This is a genomic window from Rhizobium sp. 9140 (assembly GCF_900067135.1).
In the GTDB taxonomy this organism is placed as follows: Bacteria; Pseudomonadota; Alphaproteobacteria; order Rhizobiales; family Rhizobiaceae; genus Ferranicluibacter.
Genome location: NZ_FJUR01000001.1, coordinates 1,137,094 through 1,161,220, shown reverse-complemented (window position 1 = coordinate 1,161,220; position 24,127 = coordinate 1,137,094). Strand labels below are relative to the sequence as shown.

The window sequence follows — 24,127 nt, the reverse complement described above, 5'->3', positions numbered from 1 at the left end:
TGCCTACCGCTTCCGGGCGAAAGGACGTCTCAACGCTCACCCGACGCGAGCGGCAGGGAGGCGGGATCGACGCTACCGTAAAAGCGGGCGATGATGTCCCAGGCCTCGTCAGCGGTATCGACGAACTGGATCAGATCGACATCATCAGGCGCGATGGTGCCGAAGGCGGCGAGAGCGTCGAAATCGACAATGGAGCGCCAGAATTTTTCGCCGAACAGGATGAGCGGCACCAGCGCCATGCGCCCCGTTTGCATCAGCGTGATCGTCTCGAACAATTCGTCCAGCGTGCCGAAGCCGCCGGGAAAGACCGTGACGGCCTTGGCGCGCACGAGGAAGTGCATCTTGCGGATCGCAAAATAGTGGAAGTTGAAGCTGAGGTCCGGCGTAACGTAAGGATTGGGCGCCTGCTCGTGCGGCAACACGATGTTAAGCCCGATCGACGGCGCGCCGACATCGGCCGCGCCGCGATTGCCCGCCTCCATGACACCCGGCCCACCGCCCGTGACGACGATGAATTCTTTGTAGTCGGACTGCGCCGAATGCTCCGAGCAGAGCCGCGCGAATTTGCGGGCCTCGTCGTAATAGACGGAGGCTGCCGTCAGGTTTTCGCGCTGCGTCTCGTTTTTCGCGGCCCAGGCGTCCTTGCCCGGCTCGGGAATGCGGGCGCCGCCGAACATGACGACGGTGGAGGTGATGCCGCGCTCGGCCAGCGCCATCTCGGTCTTCAGCAGTTCGAGCTGCAGGCGGATCGGCCGCAGTTCCTCGCGGCAGAGAAAGTCTTCGTCGGCATAGGCCAGACGATAGGACGGCGAGAGCGATTGCGGGGTCTTTTCGACACTGGCGGCACGGGTCCGTGCCTGCGCGCTGTCTGCAAGCGGATCCCAGACCCCGTCCTTGCGCCGCAAATTCCGCTTCTTCATCCGTGTCATCGGGTCTCGTCTCCAGCGCCCGCCGCTGCAACGGCCGGCGAATCTCATCACTTACGTTCCCGAGACATAGACCGTGCCTCCCGGTGCGCCGCAACCGAAAAACGCTTCAAATCTCGGGCATCATGCTCTACAGCGTTGGAAATCAGCCCGGATTTTTAGGATTTGCGATGACCTCCCACGATCTTGCCTTTCTCGCTTCCACGATCGAGACCGCCTTCGACAACCGCGACGCGGTGACGACCGGCACGAAGGGCGAGGTGCGCGACGCTGTTGAAACGGCGCTGAAACTGCTGGACAGCGGCAAGGTCCGCGTGGCGGAGCGCGCATCGGACGGCAACTGGACGGTCAACCAGTGGCTCAAGAAGGCGGTTCTCCTCTCCTTCCGTCTCAACCCGATGGAAATCGTCAAGGGCGGCCCGGGTGGGTCGACCTGGTGGGACAAGGTGCCCTCCAAGTTCGACGGCTGGAGCGCGAACGAATTCGAGAATGCCGGCTTCCGTGCCGTGCCGAACTGCGTCGTGCGCCGCTCGGCCTACATCGCGCCGAACGCCATCCTGATGCCGTCCTTCGTCAACCTTGGCGCCTATGTCGGCGAAGGCACTATGGTCGATACCTGGGCCACCGTCGGCTCCTGCGCCCAGATCGGCGCCCATGTGCACCTGTCAGGCGGCGTCGGCATCGGCGGCGTGCTGGAACCCATGCAGGCCGGCCCGACGATCATCGAGGACAACTGCTTCATCGGCGCGCGTTCGGAAGTCGTGGAAGGCTGCATCATCCGGGAAGGCTCCGTGCTCGGCATGGGTGTCTTCATCGGCAAGTCCACCCGGATCGTCGATCGCGCCACCGGCGAGATCACCTATGGCGAAGTTCCCCCTTACTCTGTCGTGGTCGCGGGCGCGCTGGCATCCGACAAGGTGATGGGCAACGGCCAGCCGGCACCGGCGCTCTATTGCGCCGTGATCGTCAAGCGTGTGGATGAGAAGACCCGCTCGAAGACGGGGATCAACGAGCTGCTGCGCGACTGAGGTTACCGCGCATCAAGCGCTTCAGCGAAGCGGGATCCGGCAGGTAAAGCAGGTTTCCGCTTCGTCCGACGTGACATCGATCGTGCCGCCATGCGCCTTGACGATCTCCGAGGCGATATAGAGCCCGAGGCCTAGTCCTTCGCGGCCATGCTCGACCGTGGCCCGCACGAAGGGCTTGAACAGGTCGCGCTGAACGGCCTTCGGGATCGGTTTCCCCGAATTGGTGACGCTGACGATGAACTCGCGTCCGAGCTCTGCCGTCCTCACCCGGATCGGGCTGTCGGCGTTGCCGTGCGTCAGGGCATTTGCCACGAGGTTTGAAACGAGTTGGCCCATGCGGCCTTCGTCGCAGCGCACAAGGCAATCGCTGAAATCGGTCTCGATCGACCGGCCGGGATTGGCGATGCTGAGCTCGGCAACGACATGCTCCAGCACCGGGCGAAGCGGCACGCGCTCGGCTTGCTCCACGGCCAGCCCGCCACCCAAACGCCCGCGCGCAAAATCCAGGACATTGTCGATGAGGCCCGACATGCGCACGACGCTGGCACGCATGAGCTCCACCACGGTCTTCGACTTGTCGCTGAGGTCGGTGCGGGCCAGCATGCGCGTGCCCGCGTCGATCGAGGCCAGGGGATTGCGCAGGTCGTGGCCGAGAACGGCTATGAACTGCTCACGTAGCTCGCTGGCATGGCGGTCTTGCTCCATCTGGCGATGCGCATCGACATGGAAGCCGATCAGCTCGGCAAACAACCGGAACATCTCGATGATAGCGGGCGTATCGATCTTGTTGGGCGCGGGATCGATGGCGCAGAGCGTGCCGAAGAAGGAGCCATCGGAGAGAACGATCGGAGCGGAGATGTAGCTCTGGAAGCCATATTGCGCGGGTGTATGATGCGTGCGGAAATTCGGGTCTTCGGCCACATTTTCGATGATAACGACCTCGCGATGATCGCGGATCTCGTTGCAGATGGTTGTCTCGATGGCGAGTTCACTGCCGGGCGTGAGGCCGAAGTCGATTTTGTCGAGGACGCCGCAGGCGATCCACCGGCTTTCCGTGACGCGGGCGACGGCTGCAAAGCCCATGCCGGTGACGCGGCAGACGACATCGAGAACTTTCGGTACGGCATCGATCCTGGAGACGATATCGACGGATTCGGCGGCCAGATCGGGCAACGGTATACTCTCGGGAAACAGAACATTTGACGTGGTCGAGAGGGTAACCTTTCACACACTCACAAGCAATGGGCGCAACGGAGCATCTGCCCTGATGACGCTCCGTTGATGTAGCGATATCTAACGTTTGAAAGGCTCGGGACGCCGGTTGGCAGCCTGCCGCTCCAGCATCCAGCCGGGATATTCCGGAGCGAGTGCGCTGACCGTGTCGAGACGGTCGAGATCCTCGGCATCCAGTCGAACCTCGGTAGCCTTCAGGTTCTGCTCCAGCTGTTCCAACCGCTTGGCGCCAATGATGACGGTGCTGACGAAGGGCTTGGCGAGGATATAGGCGAGCGCGATCTCGGCGACGCTGACACCATGCTTTTCACCGACCTCGCGCATCGCGGCGACGCAGGCCCATGCGCGGTCCTTATCGACGGGCGGAAAGTCGAAGGTGGCGCGGCGGCCCTCGCCGTTTCCGGGTGCACCGGGACCGTACTTGCCCGACAGGAGCCCGCCGGCCAGCGGCGACCAGACCATGAGGCCGAGCTTTTCTTCCAGCAGCAAGGGAGCAAGCTCGCGCTCCAGATCGCGCCCGGCAATCGAATAATAGGCCTGAAGACTGTCGAAACGGGCGTAGCCCTTGCGTTCGGAGATGCCGAGGGCCTTGGCGATCCGCCAGGCCTGCCAGTTGGAGACGCCGATGTACCGCACGAGCCCGCGGGAGACGAGATCGTCCAGCGCGCGCAGGGTCTCGTCGATTGGCGTGACGGGATCGGTGGCGTGGATCTGGTAGAGATCGATATGGTCCGTCTGCAGACGCTCAAGGCTCGCCTCGACCGAGTCCATGACATGGCCACGGGAGGCGCCGCGGTCGTTGGGCTTGTCGCTCATCACGCCATAGACCTTGGTGGCGATGATCACGTCCTTGCGGGCGACTGCATTGTTCTTCAGCGCCTGTCCCAACAGTCGCTCGGACTGGCCGAAGGAATAGACATCGGCGGTGTCGATGAAATTGATGCCGGCAGCGAGCGAGCGCTCGACGATGCGGTCGGCCGCGTCCTGGTCGACATCCGCGATCGGTCCCCATCGCGGATCGTCCGGCGAGCCGAAGGTCATCGTTCCCAGGCAGAGTTCGGAGACGAAGAGGCCGGTATTGCCAAGCTGGTTGTAGCGCATGGTCTGTTCCCATCCTGTCGATATGGATCGTTTTGGGTGCATTCTGACCTACTAGCTAGAGGAGGGTACGCGCAGGTCCAGCGTCATCCTCCATACGCTCAAGCCGCTTCGGTTCCTGCCGCCTCGACCTCGATCGTCACATGCGAAAGCTCGGCGATATGCGCAAGTTTCTCGCGGTAGAAGGCCGGAGGTTTCGGGCTTGCTGCTGTCAGCGCGACGATGGCGCCGTGATGGCCGGGGCCGAGTTGCCAGACGTGCAGGTCGGTGATCCTGACATCGCCATCCTCGACGGCGTGGCGGATTTCGTCCGGCAGATCTTCGCCTGCGGGACCGTAGTCGAGCAGAACCGCGCCACTGTCGCGCAGGAGGCCGAACGACCAGCGGGCGATGACGAGCGCACCGACGATGCCGATGGCGGGATCGAGCCAGAGCCAGCCGTAAAGGCTGCCGAGAACCAGCGCGGCAATCGCCAGGACCGAAGTGAGGGCATCGGCGAGCACATGAAGATAGGCGCCGCGCAGATTGTTATCCGTGTGGTGCGGGGCCTGCGAATGATGATCGTAGTGGGGGTGATCGTGACCATGGGTGTGGTCATGGTGATGCCCACCTTGACTGTGCTCGCTATGGCTATGACCGCCGTGTCCGTGGTGATGATCGCCGCCGAGCAGCCAGGCGCAGAGGAGATTGACGGCAAGGCCAAGGGCTGCGACGGCGATCGCCTGATGAAAGTCGATCGACACCGGCGACCACAGCCGCAGCGCGCTTTCCTAGGCGATGAACAAAGCGACGAGGGCCAGAACGATGGCGCTGGCAAAGCCTGCGAGATCGCCAAGCTTGCCTGTGCCGAAGGTGAAGCGCGGATTGCGGGCGTTGCGGCGGGCATAGACATAGGCAAGGGCCGTGATGAGCATCGCGGCCGCGTGCGTGGACATGTGCCAGCCATCCGCGACCAGCGCCATGGATCCGAAGGCGGTGCCGGCAACGATTTCCGCGACCATCATGGCGGCGGTCAGCGCAATGACGATCCATGTACGACGCTCGTTGCGCGCGTGGTCGCGGCCAAGGAAGACATGGTCGTGCGGGCTCGAAAGGCGGTTCCCGGTCATTTCAGATAGGTCCTCATCACCTCGATCAGATCTGCGGCACCCCTCGCCCGCTCGGGATCGTCATCGGTATCGGGGTCGGCCACATGGTTACGGATGTGATCCTCGATCAACTCGGCCGTCAGTCCGGTGACCGCACCGCGAACGGAGGCGACCTGATTGAGAACGGCGCCGCAGGGCTCATCCGCGTCCAGCGCGCGCTCGATCGCCTCCAACTGCCCCTTGAGGCGGCGGACGCGGGCGATCAGCTTCGTCTTGTTCTTCGACATATGTGACATAGCATAGGGGGATACCCTATCTTATCCTCTCGTGCAATCCGTTGCTGCGGATGCGAACTGCCGTGACAGCTGGGATGCGATCGGCTACATCTTTGCGGAATCAACAGGCTGCCATCATGTCCCTTGCCGATCCCGCGTCCTCCGCTCATTCCGCTTCCGCGCCTTCTTCAAGTGACCCGGTGGCCAATCTGGCCGCCCTCATCCGCTGCCCATCCGTGACGCCTGCCGAAGGCGGTGCGCTCGGGGTGCTGGATGCCATGCTGGCGCCGCTCGGCTTTGCAGTGGACCGTGTGCTCGCACAGGAAGAGGGGACGCCGGATATCGAGAACCTCTACGCCCGGCTCGGCAGTTCAAGCGACCATTCTGGCGATCATCCCGCCGGTCCGCACCTGCTGTTTGCCGGACACACCGACGTCGTGCCTGTCGGCGATGAGGCGGCGTGGACGCATGCGCCTTTTTCCGCCGCTATCGAGAATGGCATGATGTACGGCCGCGGCGCCGTCGACATGAAGGGGGGCATCGCCTGCTTCATCGCGGCCGTCGCCCGTTACGTCGATCGACATGGAGCGCCCAAAGGGGCCATCTCCCTGCTGATCACGGGGGATGAGGAAGGCCCCGCCATCAATGGCACCACCAAGCTGCTCGACTGGGCGAAGGCCCGCGGCGAGCGCTGGGACGCTTGCATCGTCGGCGAGCCGACCAATCCCGACCGGCTCGGCGACATGATCAAGATCGGCCGGCGCGGCTCGTTGTCGGGCACCATCATGGTCCACGGCGTGCAGGGCCATGCCGCCTATCCGCATCTGGCGGACAGCCCGGTGCGCGGAGCTTTGCAGCTTGCGACCGCCCTCATGGATCCGCCCTTCGACGCGGGTACGGAGAACTTTCAGCCGTCGAACCTCGAGGTGACCAGCCTCGACGTCGGCAATCCCGCCGTCAACGTCATCCCGGCACGCGCGACCTTCCGCTTCAACATCCGCTTCAACGATACGTGGGATGCCGACAGCCTGAAGGGGGAGATCATCGCGCGGCTCGACCGGGCCGCCGCGAACGGCCCGCTCCGGCCGGGTCGCGATCCCGTTCGCTACGATCTCGTGTGGAACGAGCGGCCGAGCCACGTCTTCCTGACCCGCAGCAACCAGCTCATCTCGTCGCTCTCCTCCGCCATCGAGGCCGTGACCGGGCGCCAGCCGGCGCTTTCGACCACGGGCGGCACCTCGGATGCCCGCTTCATCAAGGATCATTGCCCGGTGGTGGAGTTCGGACTCGTCGGCCAGACGATGCACATGGTGAACGAGCGCGTCTCCGTTGCCGACCTGGAAACGCTGACCGGCATCTATCTCGCCTTTCTCGAACGCTGGTTCGACGATGCCGCAGCTTGACGAGATCGGTATCTACCTCAAGGGCGTCTGGATGCTGGTGCTGGGCAAGCCGGAAGGCTTCGACTGGCTGGATCTCAGCGCCTCCGGGGTCTGGCGCTCCTTTGCCGCCATTCTCTGGTGCCTGCCGGCCATGGCCGTCAGCTGGTCGGCGTGGCGCATGTTCTACCTTGCCAACATGCCCGATGGCTCGACGGCGGGCCTCGCCTTCATCGCCAAGCTCTTCATCGTGGATGTCGCGACGTGGATCCTGCCGATCCTGCTGATCGTCATGCTTGCCCGACCGCTCGGCTACGGGCAGGCGCTGGGTGCCATCATCGTCGTCACCAACTGGCTGTCGATCCCGACCTTCTACGGCATGGCGTTTCCGGCCGCCATCCGGCTGGTCGTTCCCGGCAGCGAAGGTCTGACGGGTACGCTTTCGCTGGTCGCGCTCATCGCCATCGTCATTGCGATCTTCCGGGTGCTGAAAGTGATCACGGGCGGCGACCAGACGCTGCTGGCCGCAACGCTCTCTGCGCTGTTCATCCTGCCGTCGCTGATGATCGGCGAGGCGCTGCAGCGCAGCTTCGGGCTTCTGCCGGCATAGCGCCCGTCAGTAGTCCACCTGCATGAAATAAAGCCCATCCGGCGGAGCGACCGGGCCACAGGCCTTGCGATCACAGGCCTCGAGTGCGGCACGCACCCGTTCCACCGGCCACTTCCCCTCACCCACCATCTTCAGCGTTCCCGCCAGCGAGCGGATCTGGTTGTGGAGGAAACTCTGGGCCGTCGCACGGATCTCGATCACATCGCCGTCCCGTGTCACATCCAGCCGGTCGAGCGTGCGAACAGGGCTGTTGGCCTGGCAGTGGACGGAGCGGAACGTGGTAAAGTCATGCCGGCCGACCAGCGTCTGGGCCGCCGCGTGCATCAGCCCCGCATCGAGCTCCTTTACCACCCACCAGGCGCGTTTGGCTTCCAGTGCTAAGGGCGAGCGGCGGCAGATGATGCGGTAGAGATAGTGCCGGCGAAGGGCCGAGAAGCGGGCGTCGAATGTCTCCGGCACGGGTTCGGCGTCGAGAATCGCGACACGCTCGCCATGCTGGCCGAGATGGGCGTTCAGCGCATTGCGCAGCGTTTCCGCCGGCCAGTCGCGGGTGAGATCGGTATGCGCCACCTGCCCGCGGGCGTGAACGCCTGAGTCGGTGCGTCCCGCGCCGCGGACCGAGACCGTCTCGCCCGTAAGGCGCAGGATCGCGGCTTCGATGGCGCCCTGCACGGAGCGGCCATTGTCCTGGCGCTGCCAGCCGACATAGGAGGTTCCGTCATATTCCACCAGAAGCCGGAAGCGCGGCATTTCAGAACAGCCTCGTGCCGGCGGGAACCGGTGTGCCGCGCCGGAACTCGTCGGCAGGCAGAACCTTGCCGCCTGCCTTTTGCAACCGTGTGAGGCGGATGGAGCCATCCCCGCAGGCGATCGTCAGATCGTCGAAGAGCGCCGTGCCCGTCTCGCCGCCGGCCGTCTCGATGGTGGAGGCAAGCACTTTGACACGCTCGCGCCTGCCGGCGATGTCGAGTTCGAACCAGGCACCCGGAAATGGCGAGAGGCCGCGAATGTGATCGTGGACCTCCTGCGCCGGCTTGGAAAAATCGATATGGGTTTCGCCTTTGGCGATCTTGGCGGCGTAGAGGACGCCGTCCTCGCGCTGCGGGGTCAGGGGCAGATCGTCCCCCTCGAGCTTCTCCATCGCTTCGCGCATCAGGGCTGCGCCGCGCACCATGAGCTTGTCGTGCAGTTCGCCCGCCGTCATGTCGGGGCCGATAGTGACGAGGCTCGTCAGGGCCACGGGGCCGGTATCGAGCCCCTTTTCCATCTTCATGACCATCATCCCGGTTTCCCGGTCGCCCGCCATGATCGCCCGCTGGATGGGGGCCGCACCGCGCCAGCGCGGCAGCAGGGAGGCATGGCCATTGTAACAGCCAAGGCGCGTGCCCGACAGGATGGCCTCCGGCAGGAGCAGGCCATAAGCAACGACCACGGCCACGTCGGCATCCAGCGCGCGAAACGCTTCGCGGTCCTCATCGGCCTTGAAGTTCTGCGGTGTGCGGACCTCGATGCCGAGCAGTTCCGCTGCCTGATGCACGGGAGATTTCTGCAGGTCGAGACCGCGCCGGCCGCCGGGGCGCGGGGGCTGGGTGTAGACGGCAACGATTTTGTGGCCGGCTTGCGCCAGCGCGGCAAGCGTCGGCACCGAGAACTCCGGCGTTCCCATGAAAATAATACGCAGCGGCATGACGGCCTCCCTCGATAGCGCGGCCGGGTCCGTCATCGACGGCGGCCCGCCGCGATCAGATCGCCTTCGAACCGCGGGTCTTGGCGGCCTTGGTGAATTTTCGGACGACCATTTCGCGCTTCAGCTTGGAGATATGGTCGATGAACAGCACACCATTCAAGTGGTCGATCTCGTGCTGAAGACACGTGGCGAGCAGGCCATCCGCCGCAATTTCCTGCTGGCGGCCCTCGCGGTCGAGATAGCGCAGGGTGATGCCGGCGGGTCGCTCGACCTCGGCGTAATAATCGGGGATCGACAGGCAGCCTTCCTCGTAGACCGAATGCTCGTCCGTCGATGTCAGAATTTCCGGATTGATGAAGACCTGAGGCGCCGGGTCGTCACCCTCCTTGGCAAGGTCGATCACCAGCAAGCGGCGGGGAAGGCCGATCTGGATCGCTGCCAGTCCGATGCCCGGCGCGTCGTACATGGTCTCCAGCATGTCGTCGGCGACCCGGCGCACGTCGTCATCGACACGCTCGACGGGCGCGGAGATCTGGCGAAGCAGGGGATCGGGCAGGATGATAAGAGGCTTGATCGTCATGGCGTCGTGATAGCCGATCTTTTCTGGCGATGGAATTCGGGCAGACAGAATTTGCGCTGATTTTCACGCGGAAATTGACACCGATCAAGATGATGTTCACGATTTGATCTGGTCTTGGCTATAAATTTCGGTACAGTCCGGCCATGAACGCTTTCTCGCTTACCGATATCGTGCTCGCAGCCGCCAACGCGACCGGCCTTTCCGCGTCCGTTCTCGCGTGGCTTCTGGTCGGCGCCGTGGTTCTCGTCGCTCTCGCCATCCTCGCAGCCTTTCGTCGCCGAGGCGCTGCCAAAGCCGACACGGCGCAGGAGCAGATGGCCGCGCTGATCCAGTCGCAGACCGAGATGCAGGGCCGGATCGCCGCTATTGCCGATATCTTCGGGACGCGGCAATACGAGCTGAACCAGTCGATCAACCAGCGGATCGACGGCATGACGCAGCGCATCGGCGCATCGATCACCGAGCAGACGCGGCAGACGCATGAAAACCTGCGGACGCTGCAGGAGCGGCTGGCCGTGATCGACACGGCCCAGACGAACATTCAGTCGCTTGCCAAGGACATGGCCGGGCTGCAACAGATTCTTGCCAACAAGCAGACCCGCGGCGCCTTCGGTCAGGGACGCATGGAAACGATCATCGCCGATGGCCTGCCGCAGGGCGCCTACACGTTCCAGGCAACGCTGTCCAACGCCTCGCGGCCGGACTGCATCATCCGCATGCCAAACGGCCAGCCGGGACTGGCGATCGATGCGAAGTTTCCGCTGGAGGCGTGGAACGCCATGCGGGCGGCACAAACGCCGGAGCTGAAGCGGCAGGCATCGCTCCTCTTCCGGCGCGACATCGAGGTGCATATCAAGGACATCGCCGGGAAATATCTGATCCCGGGCGAGACGCAGGATACGGCCTTCCTGTTCGTGCCGTCCGAGTCGATCTTCGCCGACATCCATGAGCATTTCGAGAGCATCGTGCAGAAGGCGCACCGTTCGCGGGTCGTCATCGTCTCGCCCTCTCTGTTGCTGCTCTCCATCCAGGTCATCCAGGCGATCCTGCGCGACCATCGCATGCGCGAGCAGGCCCATCTGATCCAGGACGAAGTCGTGCGGCTGATGGAGGACCTCTCGCGGCTGGACGAGCGCGTGCGCAAGCTGCACGGGCACTTCACCACCACGCAGAAGGACGTCGATGACATCCTGATCTCGTCCGACAAGCTCAAGCGCCGGGGTGCGAAGATCGAGGCGCTGGACCTGCAGGAGGGCGGAGGCGTCATGTCAGCGGACCCCGCCTCACCCGTTCCGGCCAGTTCGCAGCCCGGACAAACGTCTGCCCCCGGCAGCCGCATCGGTTCGCTGAAGCTGAGAGTGGTTGACGAGGACTGAGAGCGTCGGGCAGTGTCCGGCTTACACACGCCGCTCGGCGCGGCGCATTCGGGAGGCATTGCATGATCACCGTTTTCGGTTCCATCAATATGGACCTTATCGCCACCACGGCGCGCCTGCCCAAACCGGGCGAAACGGTGACGGGCAACAGTTTCACCACGGCAGCCGGCGGCAAGGGCGCAAACCAGGCGCTGGCCGCAACCCGCGCCGGCGCGTCCGTGCGCATGGCCGGCGCCGTCGGCTGGGATGCCTTCGCCGAATCCGCCCTTGGCCTCATGAAGGAGGCGGGTACCGATCTGTCGCTGGTGAAAACTGCGAGCGAGCCGACGGGCACCGCGCATATTCTGGTCGGCGGAGACGGCGAGAACGTGATCGTTGTCGTTGCCAGCGCGAACGGCACCGTCAACGAGGCGGATGCGCTTGCCGCCATCGAAACGATGACACCGCAGGATACGCTGGTGCTGCAGCTTGAGGTGCCGCCCGAGGCCGTCGAAGGCGCGCTTCTCGCCGCCCGCGAGCGGGGCGTCCGCTCGATCATCAACATCGCGCCTTTGACCGAATATGCCGCAGCGCTCGGCCGCATGGCGGATATCGTGGTGGCCAACGAAACCGAGTTCGAGCGCCTTGCCGGCCGAGACCGGCTATCGCCCGAGGAGCGCCAGTCGGCGATCCGCGCACTCAGCGCCGAAACGGGCCAGACGGTCATCGTCACGCTCGGTGCGGACGGTGTTATCGCCCTGCATGAGGGTGAAATGTTTGCGGCGGAAGGCCTCGTGATCGAGCCTGTCGATACGGTCGGCGCCGGCGATACGTTCTGCGGATATCTTGCAGCCGGGCTTGATGCCGGACTGCCATTCGAGTTGGCCCTGCGGCGGGCGGCCGTGGCAGGCTCGCTCGCCTGCCTCAAGCCCGGCGCCCAGCCCGCCATTCCGCTTGCGAGCGCGGTGGATGCAGCCCTTTGAGGGCTATCGCGAGATCCTCAGTTTCGGCAGCGTCTTCCTGACCGGAACCAATCCTTGCCCGAGGGAGTTTAGCGTTCGGTAGACAAGGAGAACCCGAAATGTCTTTCAATTCCTCCAGTGAAGATGTCAGCGCCCTTCGTGACGAAGTCGCACGCCTGACAAAAATCGTTTCCTCGCAAAGCGCCCGCGCCTACAGCGACACGCGCGAGAAGGCTGCCGAGGCCTATGATGCGGCAGCGCCCTACGCCAGGAAGGCTGTGGCACAGGTAAAGGCCGAGAGCCGCGCCGTAGCCGATGTCGCCCGCGAACACCCCACCGGCGTCGCCGGTGTCGTCGTTCTCGCAACGGCCATCGGTATTGCCGTCGGCTACATCCTCGGCTCATCGAGCGAACCCGAGCCCCGTTCCTGGTGGCGTTAAGCGGTAGCTACAGGATAGAGGTCCAGAGCCGCGCGTCCTCAAGGGTCGCGCGGTTTTTCGTTAACTGTACCCTGCTCACAGGCGCGCGAGCCGCTCCGTCAGAAGATCAAAGAAACCGTCGGCATCGACATCCTTCATAACCTTCGCATTATGGGGACGGCCGGTGACTTGCCACCAGTCCACGACTGTCATACCCACCGTCAGCTCCGACGTCGTCTCGATCTCGACGTTGCAGTCACGACCGGAGAAAAGCTCCGGGCGAAGAAGGTAGGCGATCACGGTCGGGTCGTGCAGCGGGCCGCCATCGCTGCCGTATTTCTCGATGTCGAAGCGCTCGAAGAAATCAAGCATTTCCGCCATGGCGACAGCCGCCGGGCGGCCGATGGCGCGGATGCGATCGACGCGCGCTTTCAGCGTCAGCACCTTATGCGTCACGTCGAGCGGCATCATGACGATGGACATGCCGGACTTGAAGACGATGTCGGCGGCTTCCGGATCGACGTAGATGTTGAACTCAGCCGCCGGCGTGATGTTGCCACCCTCGAAGAAGCCGCCGCCCATCATCACCAGTTCCTTGACCCGGCCTGCGATCTCCGGCGCCTTTTGCAGTGCCAGCGCCATATTCGTCAGAGCGCCCAACGTGCAGAGGGTCACGGTTCCCTCGGGCTCGGCGCGCAGCGTCTCGATGATGAAATCTACGGCGTGCTTGTCCTGCAGCGGCATGGTCGGCTCGGCGAGGTCGGTGCCGTCGAGACCCGTCGAGCCGTGGACGTGCTCCGCCGTTACGAGCGTGCGCGAGAGCGGTTTGTCAGCACCGGCATAGACCTTCACGTCCGGACGGCCCGAGAGCTCGCAGATGATGCGGGCGTTGCGGGCAGTCAGGCTCAGCGGCACGTTGCCGGCAACGGTCGTGATGCCGACGACCTCGAGCGCTTCCGGGCTTGCAAGCGCCAGCATGATGGCGGCCGCGTCGTCCTGTCCGGGATCCGTGTCGATGATGATCTTGGCGGGTGCGCTCACGGCGATATCCTTATCCTGCTGTCGCTACCTCCTCCATAGAATGATTCCCTAAGCGCTGTCAGGCGTCGTTGCACGGCCGCGGTGATTCGCAAGATGATAGGTGCAAGGCGGCTTGCGCGTATTGGAGGTCCACCCCATATATCCAGATATCCAGCGCGGACGCCGCCTCGCGGGTTCGCGCATCGGTCGCTTGAGGTTTGCAAGGACGAGATATGAGCCGCCTGACGCCTTTCACGAGTCCGCTGATGCTGGGCTTCGACGCCATGGAGAAGACGCTCGAACGCGTCGCCAAGGGCAATGACGGCTATCCTCCCTATAATATCGAACGTGTGCGCGGCGGGATGGCGGAAGAGCCGGAGCGCCTGCGGATCACGCTCGCTGTGGCCGGCTTTACCGAAGACGATCTCGACGTGACGATTGAGGAGAACCAACTCGTCGTTCGCGGCCGCCAGACCGACACGGAAGAGCGCGACTATCTCCATCGCGGGATCGCGGCGCGTCAGTTCCAGCGCATGTTCGTGCTTGCCGAAGGCATGGAGGTGCTGAGGGCCGAATTGCGCAACGGACTGCTTTCTGTCGATCTCATTCGTCCAGAACCTGCTCGTATGGTAAAGAAAATTAACATTTTGGTCTCAGAGTGATCCCACCGGCAAGGGTGACCTCGCCGGCTGCAAGGCTGGCGACCCTGGTTGCGAATTTCGCCAATCCTCGCATGAAAACATAATCTTATGTCGCGTGACCTTTCCGAGGAAAGGCTCGTGCGGCAACGAGGAGAGAGTTCATGGGATTGAAGCACGTCAGCAGCCATTTGTCGAAAACCGACCTGGCACATCTTGGTGCAGGTGAAGTCGGTTACATCCGGAAAATGCGGTCTGACGAGGTCTCGCGCTGCTTCCCCGAAGCACCCAGCATGGAACCGGGACTCGACCTCTGGGCTCTTTTCGGCGCCGATGGCACGCCGATCCTTCTCACCGACAACCGTTCCAGCACCTTTTTCAAAGCCGCCGAAGACGACCTGAAAACGGTCACGCTTCACTGATCATCGAGACGGCTCCGACCTACGGGCGATAAACCCCTCTGTTCAAAGCCGCAAACGACGCCGCAGTCATTGAACCCGGCCATGGCGGCGTCCCAATCTTCCCCCGCAAAAGTCTTTGCCGTCCTCATTGCCTTCGGATAACCGGATGGCATGAAGAAGCAGGACGTCGCCGCCTATCTGTTCCTCGCCATTGCCTGGGGGCTTTCGTTCCTCGTGCTCCTGCACGTGGTCGATGCCTTCGGCTGGGTGGGTGCGGTCACGTTACGGAGCCTTGTTGCCGGCGGCACGCTTCTCGCCTTCGCGGCCCTGCGTCGCCGCGCGCTTCGTTTCGGCGCACGCCGGCTGCCCTTCGCCATCGTCGGTGCGACCACGGTCGCCGGGCAACTGATCGGCCTTTCCTATGCGACGCCGCGCATCGGAACGGCAATGGCCGCCATTCTCGTGGCCGCGATCCCGCTCTTCTCCATGGTCATCGCGCATCTCTGGAAGCTGGAGCGCATGCGGGCGCAGGGGCTGCTCGGGCTCGTCACCGGCACGATAGGGATCGTGCTGCTGGTCGGCTTTCCCGCTGTGCCCATCACGCCCGAATTTCTTTCCGGCTGTGCCGCGTCGCTCTTCTGAGAGCGGCGGTGCAAAATTAGACCACGGTAGCGGCGGGATTGTCCCGCTTCGGGCGGCGTAAAAGTCGGCCACCTATTTCTCTTCTGCAATGAGCGCAGGAGGGCCTGGGGATCTATACCGTGGAATTATATCTGAAGGTTCGACTGGCTTGCTCGGAAGGCATGAGCCGGCGTCAGGCTGCAAAGCATTTCAACATATCGCGCGACAGCGTTTCCAAGATGCTGTCCTATTCGACGCCACCTGGCTATCAGCGACAATCACCGATCCGGCGGCCCAAGCTGGATGCGTTTGTCTCGACGATCGATCACTGGCTGGACGAAGACAGACAAGTGCCGCGCAAGCAGCGCCATACGGCCAAGCGGGTGTTTGACCGGCTTCGAGACGAATGCGGGTTCACTGGCGGCTATACGATCATCAAGGATTACATGCGCGAGCGGGATCAGCGCCGCCAGGAAGTGTTCGTGCCGCTGTCGCATCCGCCCGGCCATGCGCAGGCCGATTTCGGTGAGGCGATGGTGGTCATCGGCGGTGTCGAGCAGAAGGCGCATTTCTTCGTGCTCGACCTTCCGCACAGCGACGGCTGCTACGTGCGGGCCTATCCGGCGGCAGTGGCCGAGGCCTGGGTCGATGGCCATGTCCATGCGTTCGCTTTCTTCGGCGCCGTGCCGCAATCGATCGTCTACGACAACGACCGTTGCCTGGTGGCGAAGATTTTGCCTGACGGCACCCGCAAGCGCGCGACGTTGTTCAGCGGCTTCCTGTCCCACTACCTTATCCGGGATCGCTATGGCCGTCCCGGCAAGGGCAACGACAAGGGGAACGTCGAGGGTCTCGTCGGCTATGCCCGGCGCAACTTCATGGTACCGATCCCGCAGTTTGCGACATGGGAGGCGTTCAACACCTTTCTGGAGGAGCAGTGCCGGAAGCGCCAGCGCGACAGGCTGCGCGGCGAGAGCGAGACGATCGGCGAGCGCTTGCGGCGCGATCTGGCTGCCATGCGCGCCTTGCCAGCCTCGCCATTTGATGCCTGCGACCAGGCAAGTGCCAAGGTGACGGCGCAGTCGCTGGTGCGCTACAAGACCAACGACTATTCCGTCCCGGTCGCCTATGGCCATCAGGATGTGTGGGTGCGCGGCTATGTCAACGAAGTGGTCATTGGTGGCCGTGGCGAGATCATCGCCCGCCATCCTCGGTGCTGGGAACGGGAAGACGTCGTCTTCGATCCTGTCCATTACCTGCCGCTGATCGAGCAGAAGATCAATTCGCTGGATCAGGCAGCGCCCCTCCAGGGCTGGGACTTGCCGCAAGAGTTCGCTACGCTGCGCCGGTTGATGGAAGGCCGCATGGCCAAACACGGCCGGCGTGAGTACGTGCAGGTCCTCCGCCTGCTGGAGAGCTTCGAACTCGCCGATCTGCATGCGGCGGTGAAGCAGGCGATCCAGCTTGGCGCCATTGGCTTTGACGCCGTCAAGCATCTGATCCTGTGCCGGGTGGAACGCCGGCCGCCCAGACTGGACCTGTCCATCTACCCGTATTTGCCGAGGGCGACGGTCGAGACGACATCGGCGAAGGCGTATATGCGTCTCCTGTCGTCGGATGCGGGAGAAGTCGCATGAACACCCAAGCACCCGAGATCCTTCTCACCCATTATCTCAAAACCCTGAAGCTGCCGAGTTTCCAGCGCGAGTACCAGAAGCTGGCCCGGCTGTGCGCCACCGAAGGCGTCGATCATGTCGGATACCTCACCCGGCTTGCCGAGCGGGAGATGATCGAACGGGACCGTCGCAAGGTCGAGCGTCGCATCAAGGCGGCCAGGTTCCCGGTCGTCAAAAGCCTCGACAGTTTCGACTTCGCCGCCATCCCAAAGCTGAACAGGATGCAGGTGCTGGAACTGGCGCGCTGCGAATGGATCGAGCGCAGGGAGAACGTTATCGCTCTCGGCCCCAGCGGCACGGGCAAGACCCATGTGGCGCTCGGCCTCGGCCTGGCCGCCTGCCAGAAGGGCCTGTCCGTTGGGTTCACGACAGCGGCCGCACTGGTCAGCGAGATGATGGAGGCGCGCGACGAGCGGCGTCTCATCCGGTTCCAGAAGCAGATGGCCGCCTACCAGCTGTTGATCATCGATGAACTGGGCTTCGTGCCGCTGTCAAAGACCGGCGCGGAATTGCTGTTCGAGCTGATCTCGCAACGATACGAGCGAGGCGCGACCCTGATCACCAGCAACCTTCCTTTTGACGAATGGACGGAAACCTTGGGGTCCGAGCGCCTGACCGGCGCTTTGCTCGACCGCATCACCCATCACGTCAGCATCCTCGAGATGAACGGCGACAGCTATCGTCTCGCCCAAAGCCGCGCCCGAAAGGCCGGCTGACGCCCTTCGAAAATCGCAACGCGCGCATGAGACCCCCGCTCGGGCCTAAGCCCTCCCGGCGGTCTCATGCGCGCGCCACAAGTGGCCGACTTTTGCGCCGCCGCGTGGCAGGATTTTACTCCGCCGTTGACACTCTTCAGTGCCTTCTGCGCCGCCTTCGGCAGCAACTATGCGAGCCACCGCCTACGCGGCATCGGATCGCTAGAAGTTACGATCGGCGCATTTCTCTCGGGTGGGATCATGACGCTGCCGCTTCTCCTCGCGGTCCCGGTGCCGGGCCTGCCCTCATGGACGGATGTCGGTGCGCTTCTGGTGCTTGCCTGCGTCATGAGCGCGCTGACCTACGTCACCTATTTCCGCCTCGTCGCCTCCATCGGCGCCACGCGCACCATCAGCGTCGAATTCGCCGTAACGGTCGTTGCCGTTCTCGTCGGCGCCGTCATGCTTGATGAGCCGATCGCTCCCCTACAGATCGCCGGCGCCGCCGTCATCATTGCCGGCTGTGCGCTGGTGCTCGGCCTCTTGCCCTTCGGACGGAAACCGACGTTCAAGCCCGTACCGTGACGATCCGAAGCCTCAGGCCTCTTTGCGCCGAAAGGTGAGATAGGCGGAGCTGCGCCCCTCGCGCCGCGCCTTGGCCTCGTAGCGGGTGCTCGGCCAGGTGTCGTAGGGCGTCAGCCAGTCGCTGGCGTTGCGGGCAGGCCAGTCGAAGGCGGCATGATCCCGGCAATGCAAGAGCGTCCAGTTCACATAGGTGTCGATGTCGGAGGCAAAGCAGAACAGGCCACCGGGCTTCAACACACGGGCGAGACGGTCGAGATTGACGGGCGAGACGAACCGGCGCTTCCAGTGCTTCCGTTTCGGCCAGGGATCAGGATAGAGCAGATCGATCTGGTCGATGCTCGCTGCCGGCAACCAGTCGAGAACCTGCGTCGCATCGTCGTCATGAAGACGAATGTTGCGCGCGCCGACCTCTTCGATGCGGCCGACCAGCTTTGCCATAGAGTTGACGAAGGGCTCGACGCCGATGAAGCCGGTCGAGGGCTGCTCGACGGCGCGGTGGATCAGATGCTCGCCGCCGCCGAAGCCGATCTCCAGCCGCACGCGCTCCACCTCATCCGGGAAAAGGCTTTTCAGATCGTCCGGCGAAGGCGCATCAAGATCGAGACGGAATGCCGGCAGGCCGTGTTCCAGCTGCGCTGCCTGGCTCGCCCGCAGCGGCTTTCCCTTGCGGCGGCCGAAAAAGGCCTCTGTGGCCCGGGTGGGGGACCCGGAGGGGCGCTTGTCTGTCATGCGCTGACGTCTCCAAAAACAAAAACGGATGCCGGCGAAGGGCATCCGTTCTCTTGTCACACATTTCTGCAAACCGAAACGGCTCAGGCCGCTTTCAGCGCATCCTTCAACGGCTTGACGAGGTCGAGACGCTCCCAGGAGAACGAGCCGTCGCGACCGGCCTTGCGACCGAAATGGCCGTAAGCCGATGTCTTGGCATAGATCGGCTTGTTCAGGTCGAGATGCCGGCGAATGCCGGAGGGCGAAAGATCGATCGTCTTGCGGATTGCTGCTTCGACCTCATCTTCGCTGATCTTGCCGGTGCCATGCAGGTCGACATAGATCGAGAGCGGCTGGGCTACGCCGATGGCGTAGGAGAGCTGGATCGTGCAGCGGTCGGCAAGCCCTGCCGCCACGACGTTCTTGGCAAGGTAACGAGCGACATAGGCCGCGGAGCGATCGACCTTGGTCGTGTCCTTGCCCGAGAAGGCGCCGCCGCCATGCGGTGCTGCACCGCCATAGGTATCCACGATGATCTTGCGGCCCGTCAGTCCGGCATCGCCATCCGGTCCACCAATGACAAACTTGCCAGTAGGGTTGATATACCAGTTGCAGTCCGCCGCGATCTCGATGTCGTGCAGGGCTTCGCGGATATAGGGCTCGACGACGGCGCGGACCTTGGCGGAATCCCAACTCTCGTCCAGATGCTGGGTGGACAGGACAATGGAGGCAACCTCCTTCGGCTGACCGTCGACATAGCGCACGGTGACCTGGCTCTTTGCGTCCGGTCCCAGCTTGCCGGCATCGCCCTCGCCCTTCTTGCGGGCGGCGGCGAGCAGGTGGAGAATGCGGTGGGAATAATAGATCGGGGCCGGCATGAGGTCGGCGGTTTCGCGGCAGGCGTAGCCGAACATGATGCCCTGATCGCCGGCACCTTCGTCACCCTGCTTGTCGGCTGCGTTATCGACGCCCTGGGCGATATCGGCCGACTGCGAGTGCAGCAGCACGTCGATCTTCGCCGTCTTCCAGTGGAAGCCGTCCTGCTCGTAGCCGATTTCGCGGATGGCCTTGCGGGCAGCGGTCTTGAACTTGGCCGGGTTGATGACGTCCTTGCCGTTCTTGTCCTTCTTCATCAGGCTCGGCGGCAGGCGCACTTCGCCGGCGATCACCACGCGGTTCGTGGTCGCCAGCGTTTCGCAGGCGATGCGCACGCCCCAGGGATCGACGCCCGTCTTTGCAGCTTCGCGATAGACCAGATCGACGATCTCGTCCGAAATGCGGTCGCAAACCTTATCGGGATGTCCCTCGGCCACGGACTCGGAAGTAAACAGGTAGTTAGCACGCATGCGGGACGTCCCCTCAGTGAAAACAGGCTTCGATGGTGTAGTAAGTATGTCCGCAAAAGACAAGCGCACAAGGACATAAATATATCTTTATATCAACAAATGAGGTTGCTTATTGCCGAATTTCGGCTTGCTACGGTGTGAAGCCAATTCTTCGCAGCGTCCTGTCCGACATGAAAAAAGCGGCCCGTAAGCCGCTCTTTTCATACGAATCTCATTGCACTATTCCGAGTCGATGTCTGCCGCGAGCGCCTTGACCAGATCGACGATCTTGCGCCGGACCTTGGGATCACCGATCTTGACGAAAGCCCGGTTCAGCTGGAGGCCTTCGGAAGACGACAGGAAGTCCACGACATAGTTCGAGCTCGAGGCTTCAGCCATGCCGGACGCACCGCCGCCTGAACCGGAGTCGCCCGGTGCATCCTCGAAGAAGAAGGAGACAGGCACATTGAGAATAGCGGAGATGTTCTGAAGACGGCTCGCACCAACACGGTTGGTGCCCTTTTCATATTTCTGGATCTGCTGAAAGGTGATGCCAAGGGCTTCGCCCAGCTTTTCCTGGCTCATTCCGAGCATTGTCCGGCGAAGCCTGATCCGACTTCCGACATGGATGTCGATCGGGTTAGGCTTCTTCTTATTCTCAATCATAGCGGGTTCCTATTATTCGAAGTGACTTCAGCCCGTACTCCGGCCGGTGCAGAGAGCAGACCATATGCCATGCCACATGGTCCGGATCATTCCCCTCCGAGCATAAGTGAGGTTGCCGGCGGCGGGCACTATGCAACTTCATGCGTTTTGGGTCAATTACGCCAAAAAACAAAACCAAAACGAGAAATTAACGCGCACACCATCAGAAACAGCACCAGAACGAGAGCGTGCCTTCGCTGTTGCTCAGGCGCGGCGACCAAAGCCGCACGACCGGGCAGAATTGTGTCGAAAAAGCCACGTTCGCCGAGAGAAAGCCCCGAGACGACATTTCCTTGCGCATCGATGACCGCTGATATGCCGGAATTGGCCGCACGGATCATGGGGACACCATTCTCGACCGCACGCAGGCGCGCCTGCTGGAAATGCTGGTAGGGTCCCGGCGTGTCGCCAAACCAGGCGTCATTGGTGATATTGAGGAGAGCACCGGTGGAGAGCGCGTCGCTGCCGATTTCGTTCGGAAAAATCGCCTCGTAGCAGATCAGCGGATACAGCGTGCGCGCCCCCGGCAGCGTTAGAATGGTGCGGGTTGCTGCCGACGAAAAGCCGCCCGGCATGGAGGCGGCGATCGCGTTCAGCCCCATGCGCGACAGCAGGTCCTCGAACGGCAGATATTCGCCGAAAGGCACGAGGTGAACCTTGTCCGCCGCACCGACGATCTGGCCGCGATCGTCGATCACATAGACGGAATTGTAGTAGCGCGGCGGCAGACCGGCGCCGGCGTCTTCCGTACGGACGGCGCCGGTGATGAGGATCTGCCCGTCTTGCAGCACGTCGGCGATCCGCGTCAGGGCATCCGGATTGTCCGTGAGGATGAAGGGAACCGCCGTCTCCGGCCAGACGATGATATTCGGCCGTTTGCCGCCATTCTCGGGCGGTGCTGCACTCAGCGCCAGGTGGGCCTCGAAGACCGAGGCACGCTCGCTATCGTCGAGTTTGCGAGCCTGATCGATGACGGGCTGGACGATCCTCACCGTTGTCTGCGGCTCGGCTGCGGGCGGCTGGGGCTCGTGCAGACGATAGGCGCCATAGCCGACATGGGCCGCGACCAGACCAGCCGCAAGCGTCAGCCCGACGCCCATGCCCTTGCGGGTGCCGATCAGAGCAGGTGCCGCATAGACAAATACGGCGAGCAGGTTCATGCCGACCATGCCGACCAGCGAGACCGACTGCATGAGGAGCGGCACCGGCATGGCGGCCATTCCAATCGCGTTCCACGGGAAGCCCGTGAACAGAACGCCGCGCAGCCATTCAGCGCCTGCGAAGGCGACGGCGAGTGCCGCGATGCGCCCTGCCCCGTCGGACCAGAGCAGACGGGCGACGAAGGCCGCCAAGCCGTAGTAGACCGCGAGCACGGCCGGTAGGCCGACGACGGCGAGCGGCAGAGCCCAGGCAAAGGTATCTGCCTCCACCAGAAGCGCATTGCCGAGCCACCAGAGACTACCGAGGAGGTAGCCGAAGCCGAAGCACCAGCCGAGCGCGAAGGCCGGCAGCGCCCGGCGGAGCGGGCCGTGTTCCGGCTGGCCGGACGTGCCGTCCAGCAGCCAGACGAGAACGGGGAAGGTCAGAAAAGGAACAGCGAAGATGTTGAAGGGCGGCAAGGCGAGGACCGTGACCAGCCCGGCTAGACACCCGAGGGCTGCCCGCCGAAGACCCGACGACAGCATGATCCTGCCGGCCAAACGTTCCATTCGCAATCCTATCCGCCTGCTACGATCCGGGCATCCGGCACCCTGCGCCACGATGATCCCGAGGCGCCGGTCGATGTCCCGCGCTCTTCATGATGCATCAGGCATGCCCAGAGCATGTGTCCTGTTGCTGATCGACGCGCCGGAAAGGCCATGCCACGACCTGCCCTGCGGAACTGCGGAACCGTCAGCGGCCGGACGGCTCTTCGGTGGAGGCCGCTTCGGCCCGTGGGGACTCGACACCGATGTCTTCCTCGCCCTTCACCGCCACACGGCGGCGGGCCGGCGGGCGCTTGCGGACGATCCGGACCTTCTTCACGCGGCGGGGGTCGGCATCCAGAACCTGGAATTCGAATCCGGGAAGCGCCTGCACGACCTCGCCGCGGGCGGGAATGCGGCCGAGGGAGGCAAACACCAGCCCACCCAGCGTATCCACCTCTTCCAGCTGCTCGCGCACGTCGAAGTCGGGACCGATCGCAGCTGCGATCACCTCGAGCTCGACGCGGGCATCGGCAACGAAAATATCGTCCGACGTGCGGGAGAACATGACCTCGCTGTCGTCATGCTCGTCCTCGATATCGCCGACGACCATTTCGACAATGTCCTCCAGCGACGCCAGACCGTCGGTGCCACCATATTCATCGATGACGAGCGCCATCTGGATGCGCGCGGCCTGCATGCGCTGCATGAGGTCGGAGGCATGCATGGACGGCGGCACGAACAGAACCTGACGGATGATACCGGCCTCTTCAACGGTCTTGTCCAGATCGATCCGGGCAAGGTCGATCCCGGCGCGTGGCTGGCGCTGCACCTTCTGCGGGCGATCCGCGGCGAGAGCCGCCACGGCCGGCGATGCCGCCACGCGCGGCGGGCCGCGGCGGTTAGCGCGCGCCTGCTTCGTCACATAGGAGAGGAGATCGCGGATGTGGACCATCCCACGGGGATCGTCGAGGCTTTCGCTGTAGACCGGCATGCGCGAACGCCCGGACTCATCGAAGATGATCATGAGTTCGCCGATGGTGATGCTTTGATCGACCGCCTCGATATCGGCTCGAGGCACCATCACATCCTCCACGCGCACTTCGCGGAAGCGCAGGATGTTGTTGAGCATCGCGCGCTCGGCCGGCGAGAAGACCTCGTCGGCCCCCGGATCCGCCATCAGGGCGTCGGCAAGATCCTCGCGGATCGTGGCGCCGTTCGGGCTGCGGAACAGGCGGGCCGCCCTGGCCCAGAAAGAGGTATGGTGCCGGTGGCCTTCCGGCTTGTGGGCCTCGGGCTTGAGGGCGTCGGCGGCTTCGGCCTCGTAGGCTTGGACCGCGCTACTACTGCCCGGTTCGTCCTGACTGGAGGCGTCGGCATCGTCTTTGCCAGCCACGGCCGGCTGTGATCTGAAGTCGCTCATCGTTC

23 protein-coding genes and 3 pseudogenes are annotated in these 24,127 nt (G+C 63.5%); 12 read left to right on the top strand and 14 right to left on the bottom strand.

Features of this window, described 5'->3' with window-relative positions:
- Window positions 1–29: 29 nt before the first annotated feature.
- Window positions 30–929: an LOG family protein gene (locus GA0004734_RS05385; RefSeq protein ID WP_092931848.1), complete on the bottom strand. Its 900-nt coding sequence runs from the start codon at window positions 927–929 to the stop codon at window positions 30–32.
- Between the two features lie 167 nt (window positions 930–1,096).
- On the opposite strand from GA0004734_RS05385, the gene dapD reads away from it, so the two are divergent.
- Window positions 1,097–1,954: a 2,3,4,5-tetrahydropyridine-2,6-dicarboxylate N-succinyltransferase gene (gene dapD, locus GA0004734_RS05380; protein WP_092931846.1), complete on the top strand. Its 858-nt coding sequence runs from the start codon at window positions 1,097–1,099 to the stop codon at window positions 1,952–1,954.
- A 21-nt stretch (window positions 1,955–1,975) separates the two neighbouring features.
- Here the strand turns inward: dapD and GA0004734_RS05375 are convergent, their stop codons facing one another.
- From GA0004734_RS05375 to GA0004734_RS05360, 4 genes and pseudogenes are all read right to left on the bottom strand, one after another.
- A complete protein-coding gene (locus GA0004734_RS05375) occupies window positions 1,976–3,127 on the bottom strand; it encodes a GAF domain-containing sensor histidine kinase (protein WP_092931844.1) in 1,152 nt (383 codons plus the stop codon).
- A gap of 120 nt (window positions 3,128–3,247) precedes the next feature.
- Window positions 3,248–4,288: an aldo/keto reductase gene (locus GA0004734_RS05370; protein ID WP_092931842.1), complete on the bottom strand. Its 1,041-nt coding sequence runs from the start codon at window positions 4,286–4,288 to the stop codon at window positions 3,248–3,250.
- Window positions 4,289–4,386: 98 nt separating this feature from the next.
- Window positions 4,387–5,394, bottom strand: a pseudogene (gene dmeF / locus GA0004734_RS05365) (CDF family Co(II)/Ni(II) efflux transporter DmeF).
- Window positions 5,391–5,669, bottom strand: coding sequence for a metal/formaldehyde-sensitive transcriptional repressor (locus GA0004734_RS05360; protein WP_092931840.1), 279 nt, complete (start codon window positions 5,667–5,669; stop codon window positions 5,391–5,393). The pseudogene dmeF and the gene GA0004734_RS05360 overlap by 4 nt, the downstream one beginning before the upstream one ends.
- Window positions 5,670–5,785: 116 nt before the next feature.
- Here GA0004734_RS05360 and dapE point away from each other — a divergent pair, with 116 nt between their 5' ends.
- Both dapE and GA0004734_RS05350 read left to right on the top strand, forming a co-directional pair.
- Entirely contained in the window at window positions 5,786–7,051 is a 1,266-nt protein-coding gene (gene dapE / locus GA0004734_RS05355) for a succinyl-diaminopimelate desuccinylase (RefSeq protein ID WP_092931838.1), read from the top strand.
- Window positions 7,038–7,637, top strand: a complete 600-nt coding sequence (locus tag GA0004734_RS05350; RefSeq protein WP_092931836.1) for a hypothetical protein — start codon at window positions 7,038–7,040, stop codon at window positions 7,635–7,637. Before dapE ends, GA0004734_RS05350 begins: the two co-directional genes overlap by 14 nt.
- Window positions 7,638–7,643: 6 nt before the next feature.
- Here the strand turns inward: GA0004734_RS05350 and truA are convergent, their stop codons facing one another.
- Genes truA through def form a run of 3 tightly spaced genes read right to left on the bottom strand, consistent with a single transcriptional unit; the run spans window position 7,644 to window position 9,904 of the window.
- Complete coding sequence (gene truA / locus GA0004734_RS05345; RefSeq protein ID WP_092931834.1) at window positions 7,644–8,387, bottom strand: tRNA pseudouridine(38-40) synthase TruA; 744 nt, start codon at window positions 8,385–8,387, stop codon at window positions 7,644–7,646.
- Between the two features lies 1 nt (window position 8,388).
- The gene (gene fmt / locus GA0004734_RS05340) at window positions 8,389–9,324 is read right to left on the bottom strand and encodes a methionyl-tRNA formyltransferase (RefSeq protein WP_092931832.1); all 936 of its coding nucleotides are present in this window, start codon (window positions 9,322–9,324) and stop codon (window positions 8,389–8,391) included.
- A gap of 55 nt (window positions 9,325–9,379) precedes the next feature.
- Window positions 9,380–9,904: a peptide deformylase gene (gene def / locus GA0004734_RS05335; protein WP_092931830.1), complete on the bottom strand. Its 525-nt coding sequence runs from the start codon at window positions 9,902–9,904 to the stop codon at window positions 9,380–9,382.
- A 143-nt stretch (window positions 9,905–10,047) separates the two neighbouring features.
- Here def and GA0004734_RS05330 point away from each other — a divergent pair, with 143 nt between their 5' ends.
- The 3 genes from GA0004734_RS05330 to GA0004734_RS05320 all read left to right on the top strand — a co-directional run bounded on the left by GA0004734_RS05330 (window position 10,048) and on the right by GA0004734_RS05320 (window position 12,661).
- Complete coding sequence (locus tag GA0004734_RS05330) at window positions 10,048–11,280, top strand: DNA recombination protein RmuC (RefSeq protein ID WP_092931828.1); 1,233 nt, start codon at window positions 10,048–10,050, stop codon at window positions 11,278–11,280.
- A gap of 62 nt (window positions 11,281–11,342) precedes the next feature.
- A complete protein-coding gene (locus GA0004734_RS05325) occupies window positions 11,343–12,242 on the top strand; it encodes a ribokinase (protein ID WP_092931826.1) in 900 nt (299 codons plus the stop codon).
- A gap of 98 nt (window positions 12,243–12,340) precedes the next feature.
- Entirely contained in the window at window positions 12,341–12,661 is a 321-nt protein-coding gene (locus tag GA0004734_RS05320) for a hypothetical protein (RefSeq protein WP_092931824.1), read from the top strand.
- A gap of 75 nt (window positions 12,662–12,736) precedes the next feature.
- Here GA0004734_RS05320 and GA0004734_RS05315 read toward each other — a convergent pair whose 3' ends face one another.
- On the bottom strand, window positions 12,737–13,681 hold the full coding sequence (locus GA0004734_RS05315) for a nucleoside hydrolase (RefSeq protein WP_092931822.1): 945 nt from the start codon (window positions 13,679–13,681) through the stop codon (window positions 12,737–12,739).
- A 212-nt stretch (window positions 13,682–13,893) separates the two neighbouring features.
- On the opposite strand from GA0004734_RS05315, the gene GA0004734_RS05310 reads away from it, so the two are divergent.
- The 6 genes and pseudogenes from GA0004734_RS05310 to GA0004734_RS05285 form a co-directional block, all read left to right on the top strand.
- The gene (locus GA0004734_RS05310) at window positions 13,894–14,322 is read left to right on the top strand and encodes an Hsp20 family protein (RefSeq protein WP_092931820.1); all 429 of its coding nucleotides are present in this window, start codon (window positions 13,894–13,896) and stop codon (window positions 14,320–14,322) included.
- A gap of 140 nt (window positions 14,323–14,462) precedes the next feature.
- A complete protein-coding gene (locus GA0004734_RS05305) occupies window positions 14,463–14,720 on the top strand; it encodes a BQ00720 family protein (protein WP_062595250.1) in 258 nt (85 codons plus the stop codon).
- A 150-nt stretch (window positions 14,721–14,870) separates the two neighbouring features.
- A pseudogene (locus GA0004734_RS05300) lies at window positions 14,871–15,335 on the top strand (EamA family transporter); the annotation flags it as partial.
- A gap of 125 nt (window positions 15,336–15,460) precedes the next feature.
- Window positions 15,461–16,957, top strand: coding sequence for an IS21 family transposase (gene istA, locus GA0004734_RS05295; RefSeq protein ID WP_139056207.1), 1,497 nt, complete (start codon window positions 15,461–15,463; stop codon window positions 16,955–16,957).
- Window positions 16,954–17,712: an IS21-like element helper ATPase IstB gene (istB, locus tag GA0004734_RS05290; RefSeq protein WP_092930036.1), complete on the top strand. Its 759-nt coding sequence runs from the start codon at window positions 16,954–16,956 to the stop codon at window positions 17,710–17,712. Before istA ends, istB begins: the two co-directional genes overlap by 4 nt.
- Window positions 17,713–17,844: 132 nt before the next feature.
- Window positions 17,845–18,276, top strand: a pseudogene (locus tag GA0004734_RS05285) (DMT family transporter); the annotation flags it as partial.
- 12 nt (window positions 18,277–18,288) lie between these two features.
- On the opposite strand, the gene GA0004734_RS05280 reads toward GA0004734_RS05285, so the two are convergent.
- The 5 genes from GA0004734_RS05280 to GA0004734_RS05260 all read right to left on the bottom strand — a co-directional run bounded on the left by GA0004734_RS05280 (window position 18,289) and on the right by GA0004734_RS05260 (window position 24,122).
- Entirely contained in the window at window positions 18,289–19,005 is a 717-nt protein-coding gene (locus tag GA0004734_RS05280; protein ID WP_092931814.1) for a tRNA (guanine(46)-N(7))-methyltransferase TrmB, read from the bottom strand.
- Window positions 19,006–19,088: 83 nt separating this feature from the next.
- Complete coding sequence (gene metK / locus GA0004734_RS05275; RefSeq protein ID WP_092931812.1) at window positions 19,089–20,330, bottom strand: methionine adenosyltransferase; 1,242 nt, start codon at window positions 20,328–20,330, stop codon at window positions 19,089–19,091.
- A 219-nt stretch (window positions 20,331–20,549) separates the two neighbouring features.
- Complete coding sequence (locus GA0004734_RS05270) at window positions 20,550–20,975, bottom strand: helix-turn-helix domain-containing protein (protein WP_092931810.1); 426 nt, start codon at window positions 20,973–20,975, stop codon at window positions 20,550–20,552.
- Window positions 20,976–21,127: 152 nt separating this feature from the next.
- Window positions 21,128–22,723, bottom strand: coding sequence for an apolipoprotein N-acyltransferase (gene lnt / locus GA0004734_RS05265; protein ID WP_092931808.1), 1,596 nt, complete (start codon window positions 22,721–22,723; stop codon window positions 21,128–21,130).
- A gap of 184 nt (window positions 22,724–22,907) precedes the next feature.
- Window positions 22,908–24,122 carry a hemolysin family protein gene (locus tag GA0004734_RS05260; RefSeq protein WP_092931806.1) on the bottom strand — a complete coding sequence of 405 codons (1,215 nt, stop codon included), beginning with the start codon at window positions 24,120–24,122 and terminating at the stop codon, window positions 22,908–22,910.
- Window positions 24,123–24,127 lie beyond the last annotated feature (5 nt).